The organism is Burkholderia sp. BCC0405 (assembly GCF_902833075.1).
Lineage (GTDB): Bacteria > Pseudomonadota > Gammaproteobacteria > Burkholderiales > Burkholderiaceae > Burkholderia.
In genome coordinates this window covers 311,304-330,549 of the sequence record NZ_CADFEO010000008.1, presented here as the reverse complement: position 1 = coordinate 330,549, position 19,246 = coordinate 311,304, and the positions used below count along the sequence as shown (strand labels likewise).

15 protein-coding genes and 1 pseudogene are annotated in these 19,246 nt (G+C 66.3%); 10 read left to right on the top strand and 6 right to left on the bottom strand.

Annotated elements, in window-relative coordinates:
* Positions 1 to 208: 208 nt before the first annotated feature.
* Positions 209 to 469 (top strand): transposase, encoded by a 261-nt coding sequence (locus HWX36_RS16445; RefSeq protein WP_175953092.1) that lies wholly within the window; start codon positions 209 to 211, stop codon positions 467 to 469.
* A 519-nt stretch (positions 470 to 988) separates the two neighbouring features.
* Here HWX36_RS16445 and HWX36_RS16435 read toward each other — a convergent pair.
* The 3 genes and pseudogenes from HWX36_RS16435 to HWX36_RS16425 all read right to left on the bottom strand — a co-directional run.
* Positions 989 to 1,456, bottom strand: a pseudogene (locus tag HWX36_RS16435) (transposase); the annotation flags it as partial.
* 380 nt (positions 1,457 to 1,836) lie between these two features.
* Positions 1,837 to 3,654 carry a glutamine--fructose-6-phosphate transaminase (isomerizing) gene (glmS, locus tag HWX36_RS16430; RefSeq protein WP_175953090.1) on the bottom strand — a complete coding sequence of 606 codons (1,818 nt, stop codon included), beginning with the start codon at positions 3,652 to 3,654 and terminating at the stop codon, positions 1,837 to 1,839.
* Between the two features lie 48 nt (positions 3,655 to 3,702).
* The gene (locus HWX36_RS16425) at positions 3,703 to 4,791 is read right to left on the bottom strand and encodes a hypothetical protein (RefSeq protein ID WP_175953089.1); all 1,089 of its coding nucleotides are present in this window, start codon (positions 4,789 to 4,791) and stop codon (positions 3,703 to 3,705) included.
* A gap of 1,319 nt (positions 4,792 to 6,110) precedes the next feature.
* Between HWX36_RS16425 and wecB the strand changes: the two genes are divergently transcribed.
* The 7 genes from wecB (at position 6,111) to HWX36_RS16390 (ending at position 14,724) form a co-directional block, all read left to right on the top strand.
* Positions 6,111 to 7,328, top strand: a complete 1,218-nt coding sequence (gene wecB / locus HWX36_RS16420; RefSeq protein ID WP_175953088.1) for a UDP-N-acetylglucosamine 2-epimerase (non-hydrolyzing) — start codon at positions 6,111 to 6,113, stop codon at positions 7,326 to 7,328.
* Positions 7,325 to 7,468: a hypothetical protein gene (locus HWX36_RS16415; protein ID WP_175953087.1), complete on the top strand. Its 144-nt coding sequence runs from the start codon at positions 7,325 to 7,327 to the stop codon at positions 7,466 to 7,468. The genes wecB and HWX36_RS16415 overlap by 4 nt, the downstream gene beginning before the upstream one ends.
* 571 nt (positions 7,469 to 8,039) lie before the next feature.
* Positions 8,040 to 8,501: a (2Fe-2S)-binding protein gene (locus HWX36_RS16410; protein ID WP_175953086.1), complete on the top strand. Its 462-nt coding sequence runs from the start codon at positions 8,040 to 8,042 to the stop codon at positions 8,499 to 8,501.
* Positions 8,498 to 10,822: a molybdopterin cofactor-binding domain-containing protein gene (locus HWX36_RS16405; protein WP_175953085.1), complete on the top strand. Its 2,325-nt coding sequence runs from the start codon at positions 8,498 to 8,500 to the stop codon at positions 10,820 to 10,822. Before HWX36_RS16410 ends, HWX36_RS16405 begins: the two co-directional genes overlap by 4 nt.
* A 68-nt stretch (positions 10,823 to 10,890) precedes the next feature.
* Positions 10,891 to 11,658, top strand: coding sequence for a class II aldolase/adducin family protein (locus HWX36_RS16400; RefSeq protein ID WP_175953084.1), 768 nt, complete (start codon positions 10,891 to 10,893; stop codon positions 11,656 to 11,658).
* Between the two features lie 107 nt (positions 11,659 to 11,765).
* Positions 11,766 to 13,595 (top strand): acyl-CoA dehydrogenase, encoded by a 1,830-nt coding sequence (locus tag HWX36_RS16395; RefSeq protein ID WP_175953083.1) that lies wholly within the window; start codon positions 11,766 to 11,768, stop codon positions 13,593 to 13,595.
* A 148-nt stretch (positions 13,596 to 13,743) separates the two neighbouring features.
* The gene (locus HWX36_RS16390; protein WP_175953082.1) at positions 13,744 to 14,724 is read left to right on the top strand and encodes an NADPH:quinone oxidoreductase family protein; all 981 of its coding nucleotides are present in this window, start codon (positions 13,744 to 13,746) and stop codon (positions 14,722 to 14,724) included.
* 77 nt (positions 14,725 to 14,801) lie between these two features.
* Here HWX36_RS16390 and HWX36_RS37635 read toward each other — a convergent pair whose 3' ends face one another.
* On the bottom strand, positions 14,802 to 14,930 hold the full coding sequence (locus HWX36_RS37635; protein WP_264165985.1) for a hypothetical protein: 129 nt from the start codon (positions 14,928 to 14,930) through the stop codon (positions 14,802 to 14,804).
* A 22-nt stretch (positions 14,931 to 14,952) separates the two neighbouring features.
* Complete coding sequence (locus tag HWX36_RS16380; protein ID WP_175953081.1) at positions 14,953 to 15,489, bottom strand: PadR family transcriptional regulator; 537 nt, start codon at positions 15,487 to 15,489, stop codon at positions 14,953 to 14,955.
* Positions 15,490 to 15,640: 151 nt separating this feature from the next.
* On the opposite strand from HWX36_RS16380, the gene HWX36_RS16375 reads away from it, so the two are divergent.
* On the top strand, positions 15,641 to 17,665 hold the full coding sequence (locus tag HWX36_RS16375) for an NADPH-dependent 2,4-dienoyl-CoA reductase (RefSeq protein ID WP_175953080.1): 2,025 nt from the start codon (positions 15,641 to 15,643) through the stop codon (positions 17,663 to 17,665).
* Positions 17,666 to 17,714: 49 nt separating this feature from the next.
* Entirely contained in the window at positions 17,715 to 18,155 is a 441-nt protein-coding gene (locus HWX36_RS16370) for a nuclear transport factor 2 family protein (protein ID WP_175953079.1), read from the top strand.
* 96 nt (positions 18,156 to 18,251) lie between these two features.
* On the opposite strand, the gene HWX36_RS16365 is transcribed toward HWX36_RS16370, so the two are convergent.
* On the bottom strand, positions 18,252 to 19,133 hold the full coding sequence (locus HWX36_RS16365) for an intradiol ring-cleavage dioxygenase (protein WP_175953078.1): 882 nt from the start codon (positions 19,131 to 19,133) through the stop codon (positions 18,252 to 18,254).
* Positions 19,134 to 19,246 lie beyond the last annotated feature (113 nt).

Here is a 19,246-nt window from a genome sequence, read left to right as displayed (position 1 = left end):
GCGTTGAAATATCGCTCGCCAAGAGCGTTCCGTCGCGCAATGGATTCAGCAACCTTAGTGTGACGCTGTGTCCGGGATTACAGGGTCAACTCCAGTGACAGATCCCGACCTCGTCGATAGTGCGGTGCTGTTGCTTCAATGGCCTTTTGACCTGCTCCCCGCGTTTGGTACGGTAGCGGTGTAGAGTCCGTTCCAGAGAGGAACGGCAATGAAAAAGCGATTCACCGAAGAACAAATCATCGGCATCTTGAAGGAAGCTGAGGCTGGCCTGAAGCCGGCGGAGCTGTGCCGCAAGTACGGCATATCGGAAGCGACCTACTACAACTGGAAAGCGAAGTTCGGCGGGATGACTGTCTCCGAAGCGCAGCGCCTGAAGGAACTGGAGCAGGAGAATAACAAGCTCAATCGCCTGCTGGCCGAATCGATGCTTGACAACGCCGCGCTGAAGGACCTACTGGTTCGAAAGTAGCAAGCCCGCAGGCCAAGCGCGAAGCGGTCCGGATATTGATGACCGAACGCGCCATGGGTGTTACCCGTGCCTGCGGGCTGGTGGGGATTTCGCGGTCGCTGTTTCGCTACGAATCACGCCGCAGCAGTGAGGACGCGGCGCTAACCGAGCGGATGATGGCTATTGTGGCGCAAAAGCGGCGCTACGGCTATCGCCGTATTCACGTGTTGTTGCGGCGTGCGGGTTGGCTGACGAATCACAAACGCGTTTGGCGCCAGTACAGCAAGGCGGGGCTGAGCGTGCGCAAGCGGCGACGCAAGCGTATTGCGGCTGTCGAGCGCACGCCGCTGCCGTCGCCAACAGGCCCGAATCAGAGTTGGTCGATGGACTTCGTTTCCGACGGGCTGGCCTATGGTCGGCGGTTTCGATGCCTGAACGTGGTCGACGACTATACGCGTGAATGCCTTGTTATCGAGGTCGACACATCGTTGCCCGGACTTCGCGTGAAACAGGTTTTACAGCGCTTGGGTGAGATGCGTGGACTACCGGCTTCGGCTCAAGCGGACGGTTCTGCCAGCTCAGGGCCTCGGCCATCACCTCGTCGGTGACCGAGCTGATGAAGTCGGGCGAGACCTCGGTGCCATAGTGCTCGGCCAGGAATCCCTGAATCTCGCGCACGCTCATGCCGCGGGCGTACATCGCGATGATGCGTTCGTCGAAGCCGGTGAAGCGACGCTCGTGCTTGGGAATCAGGATCGGCTCGAAGCTGCCGTCACGGTCACGAGGCACGTCGACCCGGACCGGACCACGATCGGTGATAACCGTCTTGCCGCTGGCGCCGTTGCGCTCGTTGGCCTGACCGGGCGGCTTGGGCTGGCAAGGCGCGTAGCCCAGATGCTGATTCATCTCGGCGCCCATCGCCCGTTCGATGACCGCCTTGTTGAACGCCAGCATCAGATCCTGCACCTCGGCCGGCGTCATCGGCCCCTTGACCAACTGGTCCAGCAGTTCCTAGGACAGTTCAGGCAGCGGCCCTCGGGCCGCTGCCTGACGCGCTACGGTTTGCCGTTTCTTCTTCATTGGCATATCCATGACTTTTACACCTCATGATATGCCTCGCCCACGAAATCACGGATAGGTCCACGTCCTTCGTTGTTGCCCTGCCTCCAGACCAACTGCAAATCCTCCCCCAGGCCCCCCTCCTAACTAGAGAGATATGCTGAACGGCGTCTAATATGCAACTGATTGCGTATTAGACGACATTGATGGTTAAGGCTACAGGACGATCCAAGGGCAAAACACCAAATATAAGGGTTCGAATCGTGTAGGGCGGGCCAGCTACATCCCTCGAAAACCTTCACCAGTCCGCCCCGGTTCAGGCAACCCCCTCACTCCACCGTCACCGATTTCGCCAGATTCCTCGGCTTGTCGATATCCGCGCCGCGCAAACACGCCGCGTGATACGCGAGCAGCTGCAACGGCACGACATGCAGGATCGGCGACAACAACCCGTAGTAATCTGGCATCCGCAGCACCGACACGCCTTCGCTGTTGTCGATCCGCGTATCGGCATCGGCGAACACGTAAAGCTGCCCGCCGCGCGCGCGCACTTCCTGCATGTTCGACTTCAGCTTCTCGAGCAGCGCATCGTTCGGCGCGATCGTCGCGACGGGCATCGTGTGCGTCACGAGCGCCAGCGGCCCGTGCTTCAACTCGCCCGCGGGATACGCCTCCGCGTGGATATACGAAATCTCCTTCAGCTTCAGCGCACCTTCGAGCGCGATCGGGTAGTGCAGCCCGCGCCCGAGAAACAGCGCATTCTCGTGCTGCGAGAATTCCGCCGCCCAGCGCTCGATCTGCGGTTCGAGCCCGAGCACATCTTCCAGCGCGCCGGGCAGCCGCCGCAGTTGCATCGTATAGCGCGCGAGCTGCGCATCGTCGACGTAGCCGCGCAGCCGGCCGAGCGTGACGGCGAGAATGAACAGCGCGACGAGCTGCGTCGTGAACGCCTTGGTCGACGCGACACCGATTTCCGGGCCGGCCCGCGTCAGGAAGCGCAGGCCGGTCTGCCGCATCATCGCGCTGGTCGGCACGTTGCAGATCGCCAGCGTGTCGATATGGCCGAGCGCCTGCGCGTACTTCAACGCGGCGAGCGTGTCGGCGGTCTCGCCGGATTGCGACACGCTCACCACCAGCGTATTCGGCGTCGCGAGCGCGTCGCTGTAACGGTATTCGCTCGCGATCTCGACCTGCGCGGGCACGCGCGCGATCGTTTCGAGCCAGCGGCGCGCGGTCAGGCCGGAATAGTGACTCGTGCCGCACGCGAGAATCAGCACGTTGTCGATCTGCGCGAACGCCCGCGCGGCGTCCGGGCCGAATACGGCCGGATCGAACAGCCCTGCATCCGGGATGGTCGCGGCCACGGCCTGCGGCTGCTCGAAAATCTCCTTCTGCATGAAATGCCGGTACGGCCCGAGTTCGACCGCGGCCTGCGCGGAGGAAATGGTTTGTACCGCGCGCTCGACGGGGGCGCCGCTGCGATCGAGCACGCGCACGCCGCCCGGCGTCAGCTCGACGATGTCGCCTTCCTCGAGAAAGATGAAGCGGTCGGTGATGCCGGCGAGCGCGAGCGCGTCGGAGGCGAGAAAGCATTCGCCGTCCTTTATACCGACGACGAGCGGCGAGCCGGCCTTTGCGCCGATCAGCCGCTGGGGCTCGTGCTTGCTGAACACCGCGATTGCGTACGCGCCGTGAAGCTGCGACGTTGCTGCGCGCACGGCGGCGAGCAGGTCGCCTCGATACTTGCTGTGGATCAGGTGCGCGACGACCTCGGTGTCGGTCTGGCCATCGAATTCGTAGTGCGCGTCGGAAAGTTGCTTGCGCAACGTTTCGTGGTTTTCAATGATGCCGTTGTGCACGAGCGCGATTTCGTCTCGCGAGAAGATCGGATGCGCGTTGCAGGTGGCCGGCGCGCCGTGCGTCGCCCAGCGCGTGTGCGCGATGCCGGTGCTGCCGGTCAGGCCGGCGGTGCGCACGTGCGCGTCGAGATCGGCGACGCGCGACACGCTGCGCTCGCGACGCGCCTGGCCGTTCACGACCGTCGCCACGCCGCATGAATCGTAGCCGCGATACTCGAGGCGACGCAAACCTTCAATCAGAACCGGGACGATGTCCCGTTGCGCGACCGCGCCGACGATGCCACACATGACACGTCACCTCCCTGTTAGTCATCGTGGACCGCACGCACCGTTGCGTCAGCGCGATGCGGTTGCCGTTGCCGCCGCCGTCGTGAATCCGCATCGAGCGGGTATGACGGGGTCGGCCATCCGGCTTTCGAATGCCAGATAAAGCGACTCCTCCAGTACGTTCCAGTGCGCGCCGTGCCGATATGGGCCCGACCGTGCTTTCCAGCAGGCAACCGTGCCCCAATCGTTCATCTTGAGCGCGACCAGCGCGATCAAGCTCCACGGATAGTCCGTGTCGGCGAGTTGCGGCCAGCTCTTGCCGTACTTTCGCATCCACTGCGCATAGATCGTCTCGCTGGATTGTTCGGGTACCTGAATACCGGACAGGAGCGGGAGGATCTGCGCGATCTTCGCCGGATAGAAACTCGTATCGCTGACCTGCTGCGTGCTGGCGCGAAAGCCGGATTCGGCGCCGCGCCAGAAGACCTTCAGGATCGCGGATGCCAGCCGGTCGGCGCGCTGGCTCCACGGCCCCGCATGCGTGTAGTCGGCGCGGCGGACGTAGTACGCCGCGAGGGCCTGGAACGCGCTGTGTACTTCGACGTTGTCCATCAGCAATGCGACGTGCTGCGACGACGAGATCTGATAGACGCCGGAGGGCTTGTCGAGCAGCGTGTCCAGATGCACGCCGGCGCGGTTCAGGCTGAGTTCCCACGCGGCAGGCAAGCCGTCGTGCGGCGCGAAGCGGGCGAGCAGTTCGATCCAGGTCGCCATCATCGCGTCGTCGGTTTCCGCGCCGGCGCATGCGCGGTAGCGGCCGTTCCTCGCGCAGTAGCGATCGAAGCCGCCATCCGGGCGCTGGCGCGGCAGCAACCATGCGATCCACGCGCGTGCAGCCTGACGGGCGTCGAGTTGCGCGTCGGACGCGGCGAGCAGCGCCTTCGCCGCGAAATACGGGTCGATGCCCACGCCGTTCAGGCGCACGGTGATCGCACCGTCGGCGCGTTGGTACAGGTCGTCGAGGCGGAGTTCGGCGGCGCTCGCGTGCAGCGCGAAGCCGCACGCGGCGAGACAGCAGGCGACATGCCACCGGCGACACAGCGCGACGGTGGCCGCGACGCGAGAGCGTCCGGTCGGGCAAAGCGCGGGCCGGTTCATGGTCTTGGGCTCCTGCGCGGCGGTCCAGTGCAATTGTCGCCGGGCGCGGCGTTGGCCGCGTCGCACCCGGCGAGCGTGTCGACGTTGCGGCTCGGTTCACCGTGGCGCGGTTGAACCCGAGGCTGGTAACGCTATTGGCGTTCACGGGCCGGTTCCTTACTTCGGAGCCGGAACCAGGTTCGTGGATCGCGCGTACTTCAACAAGGCACGTCGGCACGGTCGGCGCGCGGGAGCGCTGGTCTTTCGCTCCAGGCGGACGCGTCGCGTTTCCTCCCGGCCTCGTTGCCTGGGCGTCCCCGTTGGTCCGCTGCCGGACGAGTGCTTCGGGGCACACCTGACTGTCATTAAGCAAGGCATGAGCCATCGGCCGCGATGCCGCGCGCAGCAAGGGGCGGGGGGGAGGGCGGGCGCGTGGCGCGAACGAAGGCGGTGAATTTTGATTCATCGAAGAATCAGCGCGCGCAGGCCGAATGCCCGCACTCGATCGACGTCGCAGCCCGCGCGTCGTGCGTCGTGCGAATCGTCTGCCGAACCTGTGCCGCCTTGGCGGCACGACCCTGCACGGCGATGCGCACCGCGTCGTTCGTTGCGTGTGCATCGGCCGGAACGCCGGTGCATTCCAAGAGGCGCGTGCGTTGCATGAGCCGGACTTCGATGCAACACCCTCGTTTCGGACCCGCGTTACACATTCGCAACATTTCCCGCCCGTTGATTCGTGCGACGTGAATGACGTTGCCTGTGGAGTTAATTCCTCGCGCATGACCGTGGCCAGGCGATCGACCGCGCCGCCGGCTGCACAGACAAAAGCGGCGGATCAAGGAAGCGCAACGCGCTTCGACAGATGCGAGAGATCCGATGCGCAATGGACGCTCGACATGAGTTCGGGATTCGTCGGACGACGTTGTCGAAGGGGCCGGGCGATTGTCCCGATGTTTGCCGGTGTCGCGCTTGACCGGCGCTGCGACGCGCGTAGCAGTTGTGAAACATTCCGTCGCGCGCCGCGTGTGCGCAGTGCACGCAGTGCGAACCGGACACGGTCACAGGGCGGCTGGTTTGAATATTGCTGTAGAGGAACAGGCGTGACGAAAAGACGTGGCGCCTGGCCAAGCGAGGAAGGACTCATGACGTGACCGATCAAGCGTAACAGGACGCCGGTAGTACGACGATTCGCGTAGCGTAGACCGTGCGAATCGGGCGGCGCGCTCGCTCCGCGACACCGCAATGTGTCGATCGTGACGAGTACGGAAGGCGCCGCTTGAATTCATGCTTCGCGCCACGAGCAGGGTCATTCAGCGCGAAATGGCTCAACGAGGATAACGATGAAAAAGATTTTGCTTGTGTTCGGGACTCGGCCGGAGGCCATCAAGATGGCGCCGCTGGTGCGTGCATTGAAGGCACGAGCGGATGTCGACGCCAGGGTATGCGTGACCGCGCAGCACCGTGAAATGCTCGATCAGGTGCTGACGCTGTTCGACATCAAGCCCGATTACGATCTCAACGTGATGCGCCAAAGTCAGACGCTGACCGACGTGACGACCGGCATTCTGCAGGCAATCGGCATCGTGTTCGACGAATTGCGTCCGGACGTCGTGCTGGTACACGGCGATACGACGACCACGCTCGCGGTCAGTCTCGCGGCGTTCTACCGCTATTTGCCGGTCGGGCACGTGGAGGCCGGCTTGCGTAGCGGCGACATCTGGTCGCCCTGGCCGGAGGAGTTGAACCGCCGCGTGACCGATGCGGTGTCGTCGTGGCATTTCGCGCCGACCGGTCAGGCCCGCGACAACCTGCTCAGCGAGGGCGTACCGGGCGGGGCGGTCGTGCTGACCGGCAATACCGTGATCGATGCGCTGCACGAGGTCAAGCGCATGCTGGACTGCACTGCGGCGCTGTCGGAGAAGGTCGCCGGACAGTTTCCGTTTCTCGAGCCGTCGCGGCGCGTGGTGCTGATCACCGGGCATCGCCGCGAAAGTTTCGGCGAGCCGTTCCAGAATTTCTGCGACGCGCTACGCACGCTCGCGAACCGCTATCCCGATGCGCAGTTCGTCTATCCGCTGCACATGAATCCGAACGTGCGGAAGCCGGCGCGCGCACGGCTCGGCCACGTGCCGAACATCTACCTGATCGAGCCGCAAGAATATCTGTCGTTCGTATTCCTGATGTCGCGCGCGCATTTCATCATCACCGATTCCGGCGGCATTCAGGAAGAAGGGCCGGCGCTGGGCAAGCCGGTTCTGGTGACGCGCGAGACGACGGAGCGGCCCGAAGCGATCCAGGCCGGTACCGCACGGCTCGTCGGCACCGATCAGGAGCGGATCGTGTGGGAGGCGTCGCGGCTGTTCGACAGCGAGAGCGCGTACGGGGAAATGGCGCGCGCGAGCAATCCATACGGAGACGGTCACGCGAGCGAGAGGATCGTGCATGCGCTGATGCGCAATCCGGGGGCGCCCACGAAGGCGACGAGCTTTTCGATGGGGGCGTCGGAGATGCCGTTCAACGCGCTCACGCTGGGGTTGCAGGCGTTGAGATCGCCGTGAGCGTGGCGGGGCACCCGCATGCCGTGCGAGCGGGATGCCCGGCGCTCGATTCGCACGGCGGCCTGATGAAGCAGGCCACGATCACGATCGAGCGCGTCAAGGACCACAAGAAGACCGGTGTGGACGTGGTCTCGATGTAACGAAACACTGCCGCGAACCGTCGGCGCGTTGGTTCGCGGCAGCGTCGCGCTCCCATCGCTCGCCTGGACCGGCGCGTCGGTCGGCTCCACTCGCATGACAGACGTCATGCGTCATCGATTCCCTTTCAACCTCTCCGCGGTTTGCCTCGCCCGTGCCGATATGCACCGGCGGCGCAAAACTGCCGCACATCAGGTAGAGTTGAAGCCCGGGCCATTCCGCATACGATTCCGGTTCCCCCGAGCGACGTCGAAACCGCCGGGGCCGAACATGGCACGCAGGCGCCGCGATCCGGGGCGCCGTTTCTGGCCGTCCCGACATGGTCGCGTTGCCTGAATGACGGTTGGCATGGAGCAGAATCCGGGCTGGTGCGTGTCCGCTGTCGATCCGGATCGCATGCCCGATTGCCCTCCCCAGCCAGTCGCACCGATAACCACGCATTGACCGCTGGTCCTGCCGGCGGAGCAGTCGACAAGACGGCACGGGCCGGCGCAGCAGCACGCACCCGCTGTCGTTTGAATCCCCACCCGGCACCCGTGGTGCGATGCGGGCGCCTCGACCAGGAGGTGAACGATGATCACGCTGAGCGTCAACGGTAGCGAGCAGCACTTCGACGGCAATCCCGATATGCCGTTGCTCTGGTATCTGCGCGATGTCCTCGGCCACACCGGCACCAAGTTCGGCTGCGGCATGGCACTGTGCGGTGCATGCACCGTGCACCTCGACGGCGTTGCGATCCGGTCGTGCATCACGCCGGTCGCAGCGGCTTCCGGCAAGCGCGTGACGACGATCGAGGGACTGTCGACGGCCCTCGACCATCCGCTGCAGCAGGCCTGGCAGGAACTGAACGTCGCGCAGTGCGGCTACTGCCAGTCCGGGCAGATCATGCAGGCCGCGTCGCTGCTGAAAACGAATCCCCATCCGACCGACGCCGACATCGACGACGCGATGTCCGGGAACATCTGCCGCTGCGGCACCTATACGCGCATTCGCGCGGCCATCCGCCTGGCCGTTCGCCGCGGAGGTGCCGCATGAGTGCGTCCGAACTCTCCGTCCATAACGAAAGCCGCCGTGCGCTGCTGCTCGGCTTCGCATCCGGCGGGCTGCTGCTCGCGTTCGGCGTGCCGTCGCTCGCGCGCGCAGCCGTGCCGGTGCAGCCGCCCGTCAGCGCGAATCCGCAGTATGGCGGCGCGGGGATGCCGCACGGGTTGCGCGACGATCCGCACCTGTTCGTCGCGATCGCGCCGGACGGCACGGTCACCGTGACCTGTATCCGTTCCGAGATGGGGCAGGGCGTGCGCACGAGCGTCGCGCTCGTGGTGGCGGACGAACTGGGCGCGGACTGGGCGCGCGTGAAGGTCGCGCAGGCCGTCGGCGACGAGCCGCGCTATGGCAACCAGAACACCGACGGATCGCGCAGCCTGCGCCAGAGCTTCGCCGCGCTGCGCCGCGCGGGCGCGGCTGCGCGCACGATGCTCGAACAGGCGGCTGCCGCGGTGTGGGGCGTCGATACGCATCAGGTCAAGGCGATGGTGCATGAGGTCGTCGACACGAAGAGCGGGCGCACGCTCGGCTTCGGCGAACTAGCGGCGAAAGCAGCCGCGCTGCCGGCGCCGGATCCGGCAACGGTGGTGCTGAAGGCGCCGGCCGAATTCCGCTATATCGGCAAGGGCGAAACGGCGCTGATCGACGGGCGCGACATCGTCGGCGGTCGCGCGCACTACGGGATCGACACGCGGCTCGACGGCATGCTGTATGCAGTCGTCGCGCGACCGCCGGCCTACGGTGACACGGTTGCGTCGTTCGACGCATCGGCGGCAGAGAAGCTGCCGGGCGTGGTCAAGGTCGTGCAGCTCGCGCCGACACCGCTGCCGTCCGGTTTCCAGCCGCTCGGCGGCGTGGCGGTCGTCGCCCGCGATACGTGGACGGCGATCCAGGCGCGCGCGCAACTGAAGATCGACTGGAAGCGCGGGCCCCACGCGAACTACGATTCGGCCGAGTATCGCAAGACGCTCGAAGCGGCTGCCGCGCAACCGGGCGACGTGATCCGCAACGACGGCGACGCGGCGGCCGCGCTGGCCGGCGCCGCGAAGCGCGTGCGTGCGACGTACTACATCCCGCATCTCGCGCACGCGACGATGGAGCCGCCCGCGGCCGTCGCGCGCGTGGCCGACGGCCGCTGCGAAGTGTGGACCTGCACGCAGGCGCCACAGACCACGCGCGACGAGGTCGCGAAAGCGCTCGGGTTGCCGACGGAGCGCGTGACGGTCAACGTGACGCTGCTCGGCGGCGGTTTCGGCCGCAAGTCGAAGCCCGACTACGTGGTGGAGGCGGCGCTGCTGTCGAAGGCGGCCGGCGCGCCCGTCAAGCTGACGTTCACGCGTGAGGACGACATCGCGCACGACTATTTCCACGCGGTGTCGCTCGAGGCGTTCGATGGCGGGCTCGATGCGTCGGGGAACGTGGTCGCGTGGCAGCATCGCACGGTCGCGCCGTCGATCCAGTCGACGTTCCGGGCCGGCGTCGTACACGAGCAGCCGGGCGAGCTCGCGCAGGGGATTGCCGACCTGCCGTTCGCGATTCCGAACGTGCGGATCGAGAATCCGGCCGCGCAAGCGCATACGCGAATCGGCTGGTTCCGTTCGGTCTACAACATCCCGCATGCGTTCGGCATCCAGAGCTTCGTGTCGGAGCTGGCGCATGCGGCCGGCCGCGACCCGAAGGATTTCCTGCTCGAACTGATCGGTCCCGCGCGGCGATTCGAGCCGCACATCGCGGTGAGGAACGTGAACTACGGCGAGGATCCGGCGCTGTATCCGGTCGATACCGGGCGGCTGCGGCGCGTGGTCGAGACGGTCGCGCGCGGAGCAGGCTGGGGGCGCGCGCTGCCGAAGGGGCACGGGCTCGGGATCGCCGCGCATCGCAGCTTCGTGTCGTACACGGCGGCGGTGTGCGAGGTGCAGGTCGATGCCGACGGCAAGATCACGGTGCCGCGGGTCGACATCGCGATCGACTGCGGGCCGCAGGTCAATCCGGAGCGGGTACGCTCGCAGCTCGAGGGCGCGGTGGTGATGGGGCTCGGGATCGCGCTGCACGGGGAGATCACCTTCAAGGACGGCCATCCGGAGCAGAGCAACTTCAACGGCTTCCAGGTGCTGAGAATGAACGAAGCGCCGCGTGAAATCCGCGTGCATCTCGTCGCGCCGGACGATTTTGCGACGCCGCTCGGCGGCGTGGGCGAGCCGGGTTTGCCGCCCGTCGCGCCGGCGCTGACCAATGCGATCTTCGCGGCGACCGGCACGCGCATTCGCAGCCTGCCGGTCGCCGATCAGCTCGCGAAGCGCCGGGCGGGGTGACACCATCCCCACGCCGGGCCGCATCGTGCGGCCCGGTACGCATCCATCCATGAACAAGGAGTGTCGACGTGGCCTCATCCGATGTCAGCGTGAAGCAGGCAGTTTCCCCCACCGAATGGGATGCGCGAGTCAACCTGGCGGCGGCTTATCGCCTCACCGCGCTGTTCGGCTGGGACGATCTCGTGTTCACCCATATTTCCGCGCGCGTCCCCGGCCCGGAGCACCACTTCCTGATCAACCCGTACGGCATGATGTTCGACGAGATCACGGCATCGTCGCTGGTCAAGGTGGATCTCGACGGACGCAAGGTGTCCGAATCACCCTACGAGATCAACCCGGCCGGCTTCACCATCCACAGCGCGGTGCATGCGGCCCGCGACGACGCGCTGTGCGTGATGCATACGCACTCGATCAACGGCGTCGCCGTGTCGGCGCAGGAAGGCGGCTTGCTGCCGCTGTCGCAGCAGTCGCTCGGCGTGCTGGCGTCGCTCGGTTATCACGACTACGAGGGCATTGCGCTCGACGAGGGCGAGAAGGCGCGCCTCGTGCACGACCTCGGCGCCAACACGCACCTGATGTTGCGCAACCACGGCCTGCTGACCGTTGGCGCGACGCCGGCAGACGCGTTCGTCGCGATGTACTTCTTCGAAGCGGCCTGCATGATCCAGGTCCGTGCGCAGGCGGGCGGCTCGGCGCTGCTGCTGATCGCGCAACCGATTCTCGACGGCATCAAGCAGCAGATCGCCGCGGTGACGCGCGGGATGGGCGCCGGGGCGCTCGTCTGGCCCGGCTTGCTGCGCCGGCTCGATCGGCGCAATCCCGGGTACGCGAACTAGCGCATCTGTCGTTGTCGGTTTAGAACGACCGTGCTAAATTCCCGGCAGCACCTGCAGTCACGGAACCCTTCATTCGGCTGACGAAGCCGGCCCCGGGAGGCAGCACGATGAGCTTGTTGATGTCGCGACGCGATCTCGCGTTCCTGCTGTATGACTGGCTCGACGCGGAAGCGCTCGTCGCGCTGCCACATTACGCCGAGCACAGTCGCGAGACGTTCGACGCGGTGCTCGACACCAGCGAGCGGATTGCCGAAGACCTGTTCGCGCCGCATGCGGCGCGTGGCGATCGCGAGGAGCCGCGGTTCGACGGCGAGCGCGTGACGTTGATCCCGGACGTCGAACCGGCCGTGCGCGCCTTTGCGGACGCCGGGCTGATCGCCGCGGGCCATGACGAAGCGCTCGGCGGCATGCGCTTGCCGAAGCTGGTCGAAGCCGCGTCGTTCCTGTACTTCCAGGCCGCGAACATCGCGACGGCCGCCTATCCGTTCCTGACCGTCGCCAACGCGAACCTGCTCGTCGCGCACGGCAGCCCCGCGCAGATCGACGCGTTCGCGCGCCCGGAACTGGAAGGGCGCTACCTCGGCACCATGTGCCTGTCCGAGCCGCAAGCCGGTTCGTCGCTATCCGACATCGCGACGCGTGCGGATTTCGAAGGCGATTCGCCGCTCGGCCCGCGCTACCGGCTGACCGGCAACAAGATGTGGATCTCGGGCGGCGAGCACGAGCTGACGGAGAACATCGTTCACCTCGTGCTCGCGAAGATTCCCGACGAACATGGCCGGCTGCCGCCCGGCACGCGCGGCATCTCGCTGTTCATCGTGCCCAAGTACCTGCCGGGCAGCGACGGCGCGGCGCAGGGCGAGCACAACGACGTGGTGCTCGCCGGGCTGAACCACAAGATGGGCTACCGCGGCACCACCAACTGCCTGCTGAACTTCGGCGAAGGCACGCGCTATCGCCCGGGAGGGCGGGCAGGTGCGATCGGCTATCTGGTCGGCCAGCCGAACCACGGTCTGGCGTACATGTTCCACATGATGAGCGAGGCGCGCATCGGTGTCGGCGCGGGCGCGGTGGCGCTCGGCTACACGGGTTACCTGCACGCGCTCGACTACGCGCGCAACCGGCCGCAAGGGCGCCCGCTCGGGCCGGCGGGCAAGGATGCCGCCGCGCCGCAGGCGCCGATCGTCGAGCATCCGGACGTGCGGCGCATGCTGCTCGCGCAGAAGGCTTATGTCGAAGGCGGTCTCGCGCTGATCCTGTACTGCGCGAAGCTAGTCGATGAAGCACGCGCGCACGACGACGCGGCCGTGCGCGCCGAGGCCGCGCGCCTGCTCGACATCCTGACGCCGATCGCGAAAAGCTGGCCGTCGCAGTGGTGCCTTGCGGCGAACGACCTCGCGATCCAGGTGCACGGCGGCTATGGCTACACGCGCGATTACGCGGTCGAGCGGCTTTATCGCGACAATCGGCTCAACCCGATTCACGAAGGCACGCACGGGATCCAGGCGCTCGACCTGCTGGGCCGCAAGGTCGCGCAGGACGATGGCGCATTGCTGCGCGCACTGGATGCGCGGATCGGCACGACCATCGAACGTGCGCGCACGCTCGATGCCGGCCTGCGCGAGCACGCCGACGTGCTGGCGCGGCGCTGGGCGCGGCTGGTCGAGGTCACGCGGCAACTCGGCGCGATCGGCGATCCGCAGGTGCGGCTCGCGAATGCGAGCGTCTATCTGGAAGCGTTCGGCCATCTCGTCGTCGCATGGCTGTGGCTCGACGTGACGCTCGCCGCGCACGGGCAAGCCGACGATTTCCACGACGGCAAGCGTGCGGCCGCCCGTTATTTCTTCAAATGGGAAGTGCCGAAAGTGGATGCGCAGCTCGATCTGCTCGCGAGCGTCGATACGACGACGCTCGACATGCGCGACGCGTGGTTCTGATCATTGCTTCATCGACATTCCGGAATGCAGACGATGTCGCGGATGCCGATTCCGTCGGCTGTCGCGTATGCGTCGTGAACCGGTCGTGCGGGCGTGCCCCGCAGGCTGACCCAATGCGCGGCCACGCCGCACAAGGAGAGAGAAGCGCATGAAAGCCCTGTTGTGTACCGCATTCGGCCCGATCGACAGCTTGCGCATCGAGGACGTGGCGACTCCCGAGCCGGCCGCGGGCCAGGTCCGGGTTCAGGTGAAGGCCGCATCGCTCAATTTCCCCGACGCGCTGATCGTCCAGGGGTTGTACCAGGTGAAGCCGGCGCTGCCGTTTTCGCCGGGCGCGGAATTCGCCGGCGTGATCGACGCGGTGGGTGAAGGCGTGACCGCGTGGCGGCCGGGCGATTCGGTGGTTGCGTTCACCGGGCACGGCGGGTTCGCGCAGCAGTGCGTGGCTGACGTGCACCAGATTGCCGCGCTGCCGCCGGGCATGACGTTCGAGCAGGGCGCGGCGCTTGTGCTCGCGTATGGCACGTCGCTGCACGCATTGCAGCAGCGCGCGCGGCTGCAACAGGGCGAGACCTTGCTGGTGCTGGGCGCGGCGGGCGGGGTCGGGCTCGCCGCGATCGAGATCGCGAAGGCGCTCGGCGCGCGCGTGATCGCGGCGGCGTCGAGCGCGGACAAGCTGGCGTTGTGTCGTGAGGCGGGCGCTGACGAGACGATCGACTACGCGACCGAAGACCTGCGCCGCCGTGTGGACGAACTGACCGGCGGGCGCGGTGCGGACGTCGTCTACGATCCGGTGGGCGGCGCCTACAGCGAGGCGGCGTTGCGCGCGACTGCCTGGCGCGGCCGGTTCCTCGTGGTCGGTTTCGCGGCCGGCGAGATACCGAAGATCGCGCTGAACTTGGCGCTGCTCAAGGAGCGCGACATTCTGGGCGTGTTCTGGGGCGATGCCGTGCGCCGCGATCCGAAGCAGCATGTCGCGAACATGCGCTTGCTTGCCGAGTGGTTCGCGGCCGGCAAGGTGCGGCCCGCGATCACCGAGCGTGTGTCACTGGCAGGTGCGGCCGATGCGATCGCGCGGATGGCGAACCGGCAGGTGAAGGGCAAGGTGGTGATTCTGCCGGACGCGTGACGGCTTTGCGCACGCGGCGTGCCGGTGGACGCCGCGTGGTTGTGGCGCAGTGCTCGCGCGTGTCAGGCAACCCTTCTTCAATGACCCGCCGGCACGCGGGTCCAGCGCTCTTCGCGCGCAAACCGCTCGAGTATGCCGGCACGCGTCATCGGGCCTGTGCCGTGCGTGTTCGAATCGCCGTGGCAGAGCACGGTTTTCTGCGTCATCGTCCTTTCCTCCGTCAGCCGGTCAGTCTTTCGGCGAGCGCAGCACGTCGAGCGCCTGCTGCGAGAACTCGACCCAGAACCGCTCGTTCGCGATGCCGGCCTGCAGCACCAGGTGCTGAAGACGCTTCGTGCGCGAATCGGTGTCTTCCGGGAAATCGCGCGCCTCGATCTGCAGATACAGGTCGAGCTTCTCCTGGTGCAGCGCGATGCGCCGCCTGATTTCGTCTTCGAGGCCGGCCGGGCCGAGCACCGCTTCCGCGCGCAGACGCACCATCAGCGCTTCGCGCAGCGGCGTCGGATCCTCCTGTTCGGCGATCCAGCGCCGCAACTCCTTCTTGCCGGCCGGCAGGATCCGGTACGTGCGCTTGCGGCCGCGCCCCGATTCGGCCGGCAGCGATTCGATCCAGCCCGTTTCTTCGAGGCGCCCCAGCTCGCGATAGATCTGCTGGTGCGTCGCCTGCCAGAAATAGCCGATCGAGCGATCGAAGCGGTCGGCGAGTTCGGAGCCCGAACCGGGGCGTTCGGCGAGGGCGGTGAGGAGTGCGTGGGGCAGGGACATGTCGGGTCGGAGGAGGCCGCAGAATGAACCGCATCTTGCCATATCGGGATCACGGTACAAGATGACGGATGCGTTTATGCAACGGGTTGCATAAACAAAAGCGGTCGACTAACATTTGTGCAACTTGTTGCATAAAAATGGGAAGCCCCCGATGACACAGCGCTATCCGCATCTGACGACCCCGCTCGAGCTCGGCTTCACGTCGCTCAGGAACCGTGTACTGATGGGGTCGATGCACGTGGGCCTCGAGGAAGCGCCGAACGGCTTCGAGCGGATGGCGGCGTTCTATGCGGAGCGCGCGCGCGGCGAGGCCGGCCTGATCGTGACGGGCGGATTCGCGCCGAACGAACGGGGCCGTCCGGCGCCGGGCGGCGCGATGCTGACGACCGAAGCGGAGGCCGAGCGCCATCGTGTCGTGACGCACGCGGTGCACGCGGAGGGCGGCAAGATCGCGCTGCAGATCCTGCACTTCGGGCGCTATGCGTATCACCCGGCGCTCGCCGCACCGAGCGCGCTGAAGGCGCCGATCAACCCGTTCACGCCACATGCGCTGAGCAGCGACGAAGTCGACGAGACGATCGCCGATTTCGTGCGATGCGCGGCGCTCGCGCAGCATGCGGGTTACGACGGCGTCGAGATCATGGGGTCGGAGGGCTACCTGATCAACGAATTCATCGCCGCTCGCACGAACCACCGCGACGACGCATGGGGCGGTGCCTACGAGAACCGTATCCGTTTCCCGGTCGAGATCGTGCGGCGCGTGCGCGAGCGGGTCGGCACGAACTTCATCCTGATCTACCGGCTGTCGATGCTCGATCTCGTCGAAGGCGGCTCGACGCTCGACGAAGTGATCCGGCTCGCGCAGGCGATCGAAGCGGCCGGGGCAACGATCATCAATACGGGTATCGGCTGGCACGAGGCGCGCATTCCGACCATCGCGACGAAGGTGCCGCGCGCCGCTTACGCATGGGTCACGCGGCAGTTGATGGGCAAGGTCGGCATCCCGCTCGTCGCGACCAACCGGATCAACACGCCGGAAGTCGCGGAGCAGCTGCTGGCCGACGGTTATTGCGACATGGTGTCGATGGCGCGGCCGTTGCTCGCCGATGCCGAATTCGTCCGCAAGGCGCGGGAAGGGCGCGCGGACGAAATCAACACGTGCATCGGCTGCAACCAGGCCTGCCTCGACCATACGTTCAGCGGCAGGATCACGTCGTGCCTCGTGAATCCGCGCGCGTGCCATGAAACCGAGCTCGTGATTCGCCCCGCGCAGCAGCGCAAGCGGATCGCCGTGGTCGGCGCCGGGCCGGCGGGCCTCGGCTTCGCGGTGACCGCGGCCGAGCGCGGTCATGCGGTGACGCTGTACGAAGCCGGCGCCGAGATCGGCGGCCAGTTCAACATCGCGAAGAAGGTGCCCGGCAAGGAAGAGTTCAACGAGACGCTGCGCTATTTCCGCCGCCAGATCGCACTGCGCGGCGTGACGCTCCACGTCAATACGCGGGCGACCGCCGAGATGCTGCTGCAAGGCGAATTCGACGAAATCGTGATCGCGACGGGCATCGTGCCGCGCACGCCGCCGATCGATGGCGTCGGGCATGCGAAGACGCTCGGCTACCTCGACGTGTTGCGCGACGACAAGGCCGTGGGCCGCAGCGTCGCGATCGTCGGCGCCGGCGGCATCGGCTTCGACATTGCGGAATATCTCGTTCATCGCGAAGACGGTGAACAGGGCGGCCCGGACCGCTTCTTCGCCGAGTGGGGTGTCGATCCGTCGTATGCGAACGCAGGCGGCTTGCGCCGTGCGCAGCCCGAACCGGCGGCGCGACACATCCATCTGCTGCAGCGCAAGGCGTCGAAGGTCGGCGACGGGCTCGGCAAGACCACCGGATGGATCCACCGCACGGCGCTGAAGGCGCGCGGTGTCGGGATGTCGTCGGCGGTGACCTACGGCCGGATCGACGACGAGGGATTCCACGTGACGATCGACGGCGTCGAACAGACGCTGCCGGTGGACAACGTCGTGATCTGCGCGGGACAGGAACCGTTGCGCGAACTGGCGGCGCAACTGGAGGCGGCCGGGCGCAAGGTGCACGTGATCGGCGGCGCGTACGACGCGGCCGAACTCGATGCGAAGCGCGCGATTCACCAGGGTACGACGCTTGCCGCCGCCCTCTGAGGCTTGAGACTGATTCGCTTTTTTCCGCCCGACGATATTGGAGTCTTCGATGACGAACGCACCGCTGCATCTTCAACCCGCTGTCGCGCAATCGCTCGACAAGTGGCATGCGATGATCGAACGCAAGGATTTTGGCGCACTGGAATCGATCGTCCATCCGGACGCCGTGTTCCGTTCGCCGATGGCGTTCAAGCCCTACGGGCCGGCGCCCGCGCTGTTGCTGGCGCTGCGCACGGTCATCACGATCCTCGAGGATTTCACCTATCACCGGCAGTTCGTTACCGGCGACGGCAAGAGCGTGGTGCTGGAATTCAGCGCGGCCGTCGGCGACAAGGCGCTGACGGGGATCGACATGATCCGTTTCGACGACGAAGGGCGAATCGTCGAATTCGAGGTCATGATCCGGCCGTTCAACGCGCTGCAGGCGCTGGGCGCGGAAATGGGCGCGCGGCTCGGGCAGCAGTTGCCGACGTTCAAGATCGGCGGCTGAGCGTCGCATCGCCGGACGGCACGTCGACGAGCACGCGCATGGCGCGCGTGCTTGCGCGGATCGTCCTCGTTGACGACCTGCCCGAGACGTGGCGGATCATGCGGCGCGCGCCGCAGGATTGAGCACGAAGTCGTAGTCGAGCGTGTAGAACGGCGTGTCCATGCGCGATCCGTCCGGCGCGATGCCGGGCGCGTGCCGGACCCAGTCGGCAATGAGCGTCGACCGTACGCCGAACACCGCATCGGAGTCGAGATAGCGGTCGCCGTCGCGGAACACGTGCGTGATCAGCGTTTCGTAGCCGCGCGCCTCGATCATGAAGTGCAGGTGCGCGGGGCGCCACGGATGACGGCCGAGCGCGTCGAGCATCGCGCCGACGGGGCCGTCGTGCGGAATCGGATACGGCTCGGCGAGGATCGAGCGGAATGCGTAACGGCCGTCGGCGCCGGTGCGCAGCCGGCCGCGCGCGCGGTGCGTGACCGAGCCGTCGTCGGCCGGCAGCTGCACGTCGTAGTGCCCGTCCTCGTCGGCTTGCCAGACTTCCAGCGACGCGTGCGCGATCGGCATGCCGTCGATGCCGCGCACGTGGCCCGACACGAAACAGGGTTCGCCGCATGCGCCGTTCGCGATGTCGTCGAACATACCGAAGTCGCGGCTGCCTTCGACGTAGAACGGGCCGAATACGGTCGCTTCGGTACAGCCAGCCGGCTTCGCGTGATTCTGCGCGGTGACGAGGGTCGACAGCCCGAGCACGTCGGAAAGCAGGATGAACTCCTGACGCTTGTCGTCGGTGATGTGGCCGACGGCGGTCAGGAAGCCGATCGCGGCTTGCCATTCGGCCTCGGTGAGCTTCGTCTCCCGCGCAAACGAATGCAGGTGCTGGACGAGGCTGGTCATGACCGTGCGCAACCGCTCGTCGCGACAGCCGGCGAGCGACGCGATCACCGCCTGCGTAATGGTGTCTTCGTCGAGATTGCGCATAGGGGGTGTCTCCTGATGTCGTTGGATGGCGCGCAGACGTAACATTAATTCTTCCTTGAATCGTAAAAAAGAGGGTGGGGAGGAGTTTTGTTCTCCGCCAGGTGGAAGAATCG

Coding starts and splice junctions, on each gene's coding strand:
- HWX36_RS16445 (WP_175953092.1), top strand. CDS start 209: ATGAAAAAGCGATTCACCGAAGAACAAATCATCGGCATCTTGAAGGAA.
- glmS (WP_175953090.1), bottom strand. CDS start 3,654: ATGTGTGGCATCGTCGGCGCGGTCGCGCAACGGGACATCGTCCCGGTT.
- HWX36_RS16425 (WP_175953089.1), bottom strand. CDS start 4,791: ATGAACCGGCCCGCGCTTTGCCCGACCGGACGCTCTCGCGTCGCGGCC.
- wecB (WP_175953088.1), top strand. CDS start 6,111: ATGAAAAAGATTTTGCTTGTGTTCGGGACTCGGCCGGAGGCCATCAAG.
- HWX36_RS16410 (WP_175953086.1), top strand. CDS start 8,040: ATGATCACGCTGAGCGTCAACGGTAGCGAGCAGCACTTCGACGGCAAT.
- HWX36_RS16405 (WP_175953085.1), top strand. CDS start 8,498: ATGAGTGCGTCCGAACTCTCCGTCCATAACGAAAGCCGCCGTGCGCTG.
- HWX36_RS16395 (WP_175953083.1), top strand. CDS start 11,766: ATGAGCTTGTTGATGTCGCGACGCGATCTCGCGTTCCTGCTGTATGAC.
- HWX36_RS16390 (WP_175953082.1), top strand. CDS start 13,744: ATGAAAGCCCTGTTGTGTACCGCATTCGGCCCGATCGACAGCTTGCGC.
- HWX36_RS37635 (WP_264165985.1), bottom strand. CDS start 14,930: ATGACGCAGAAAACCGTGCTCTGCCACGGCGATTCGAACACGCACGGC.
- HWX36_RS16380 (WP_175953081.1), bottom strand. CDS start 15,489: ATGTCCCTGCCCCACGCACTCCTCACCGCCCTCGCCGAACGCCCCGGT.
- HWX36_RS16375 (WP_175953080.1), top strand. CDS start 15,641: ATGACACAGCGCTATCCGCATCTGACGACCCCGCTCGAGCTCGGCTTC.
- HWX36_RS16370 (WP_175953079.1), top strand. CDS start 17,715: ATGACGAACGCACCGCTGCATCTTCAACCCGCTGTCGCGCAATCGCTC.
- HWX36_RS16365 (WP_175953078.1), bottom strand. CDS start 19,133: ATGCGCAATCTCGACGAAGACACCATTACGCAGGCGGTGATCGCGTCG.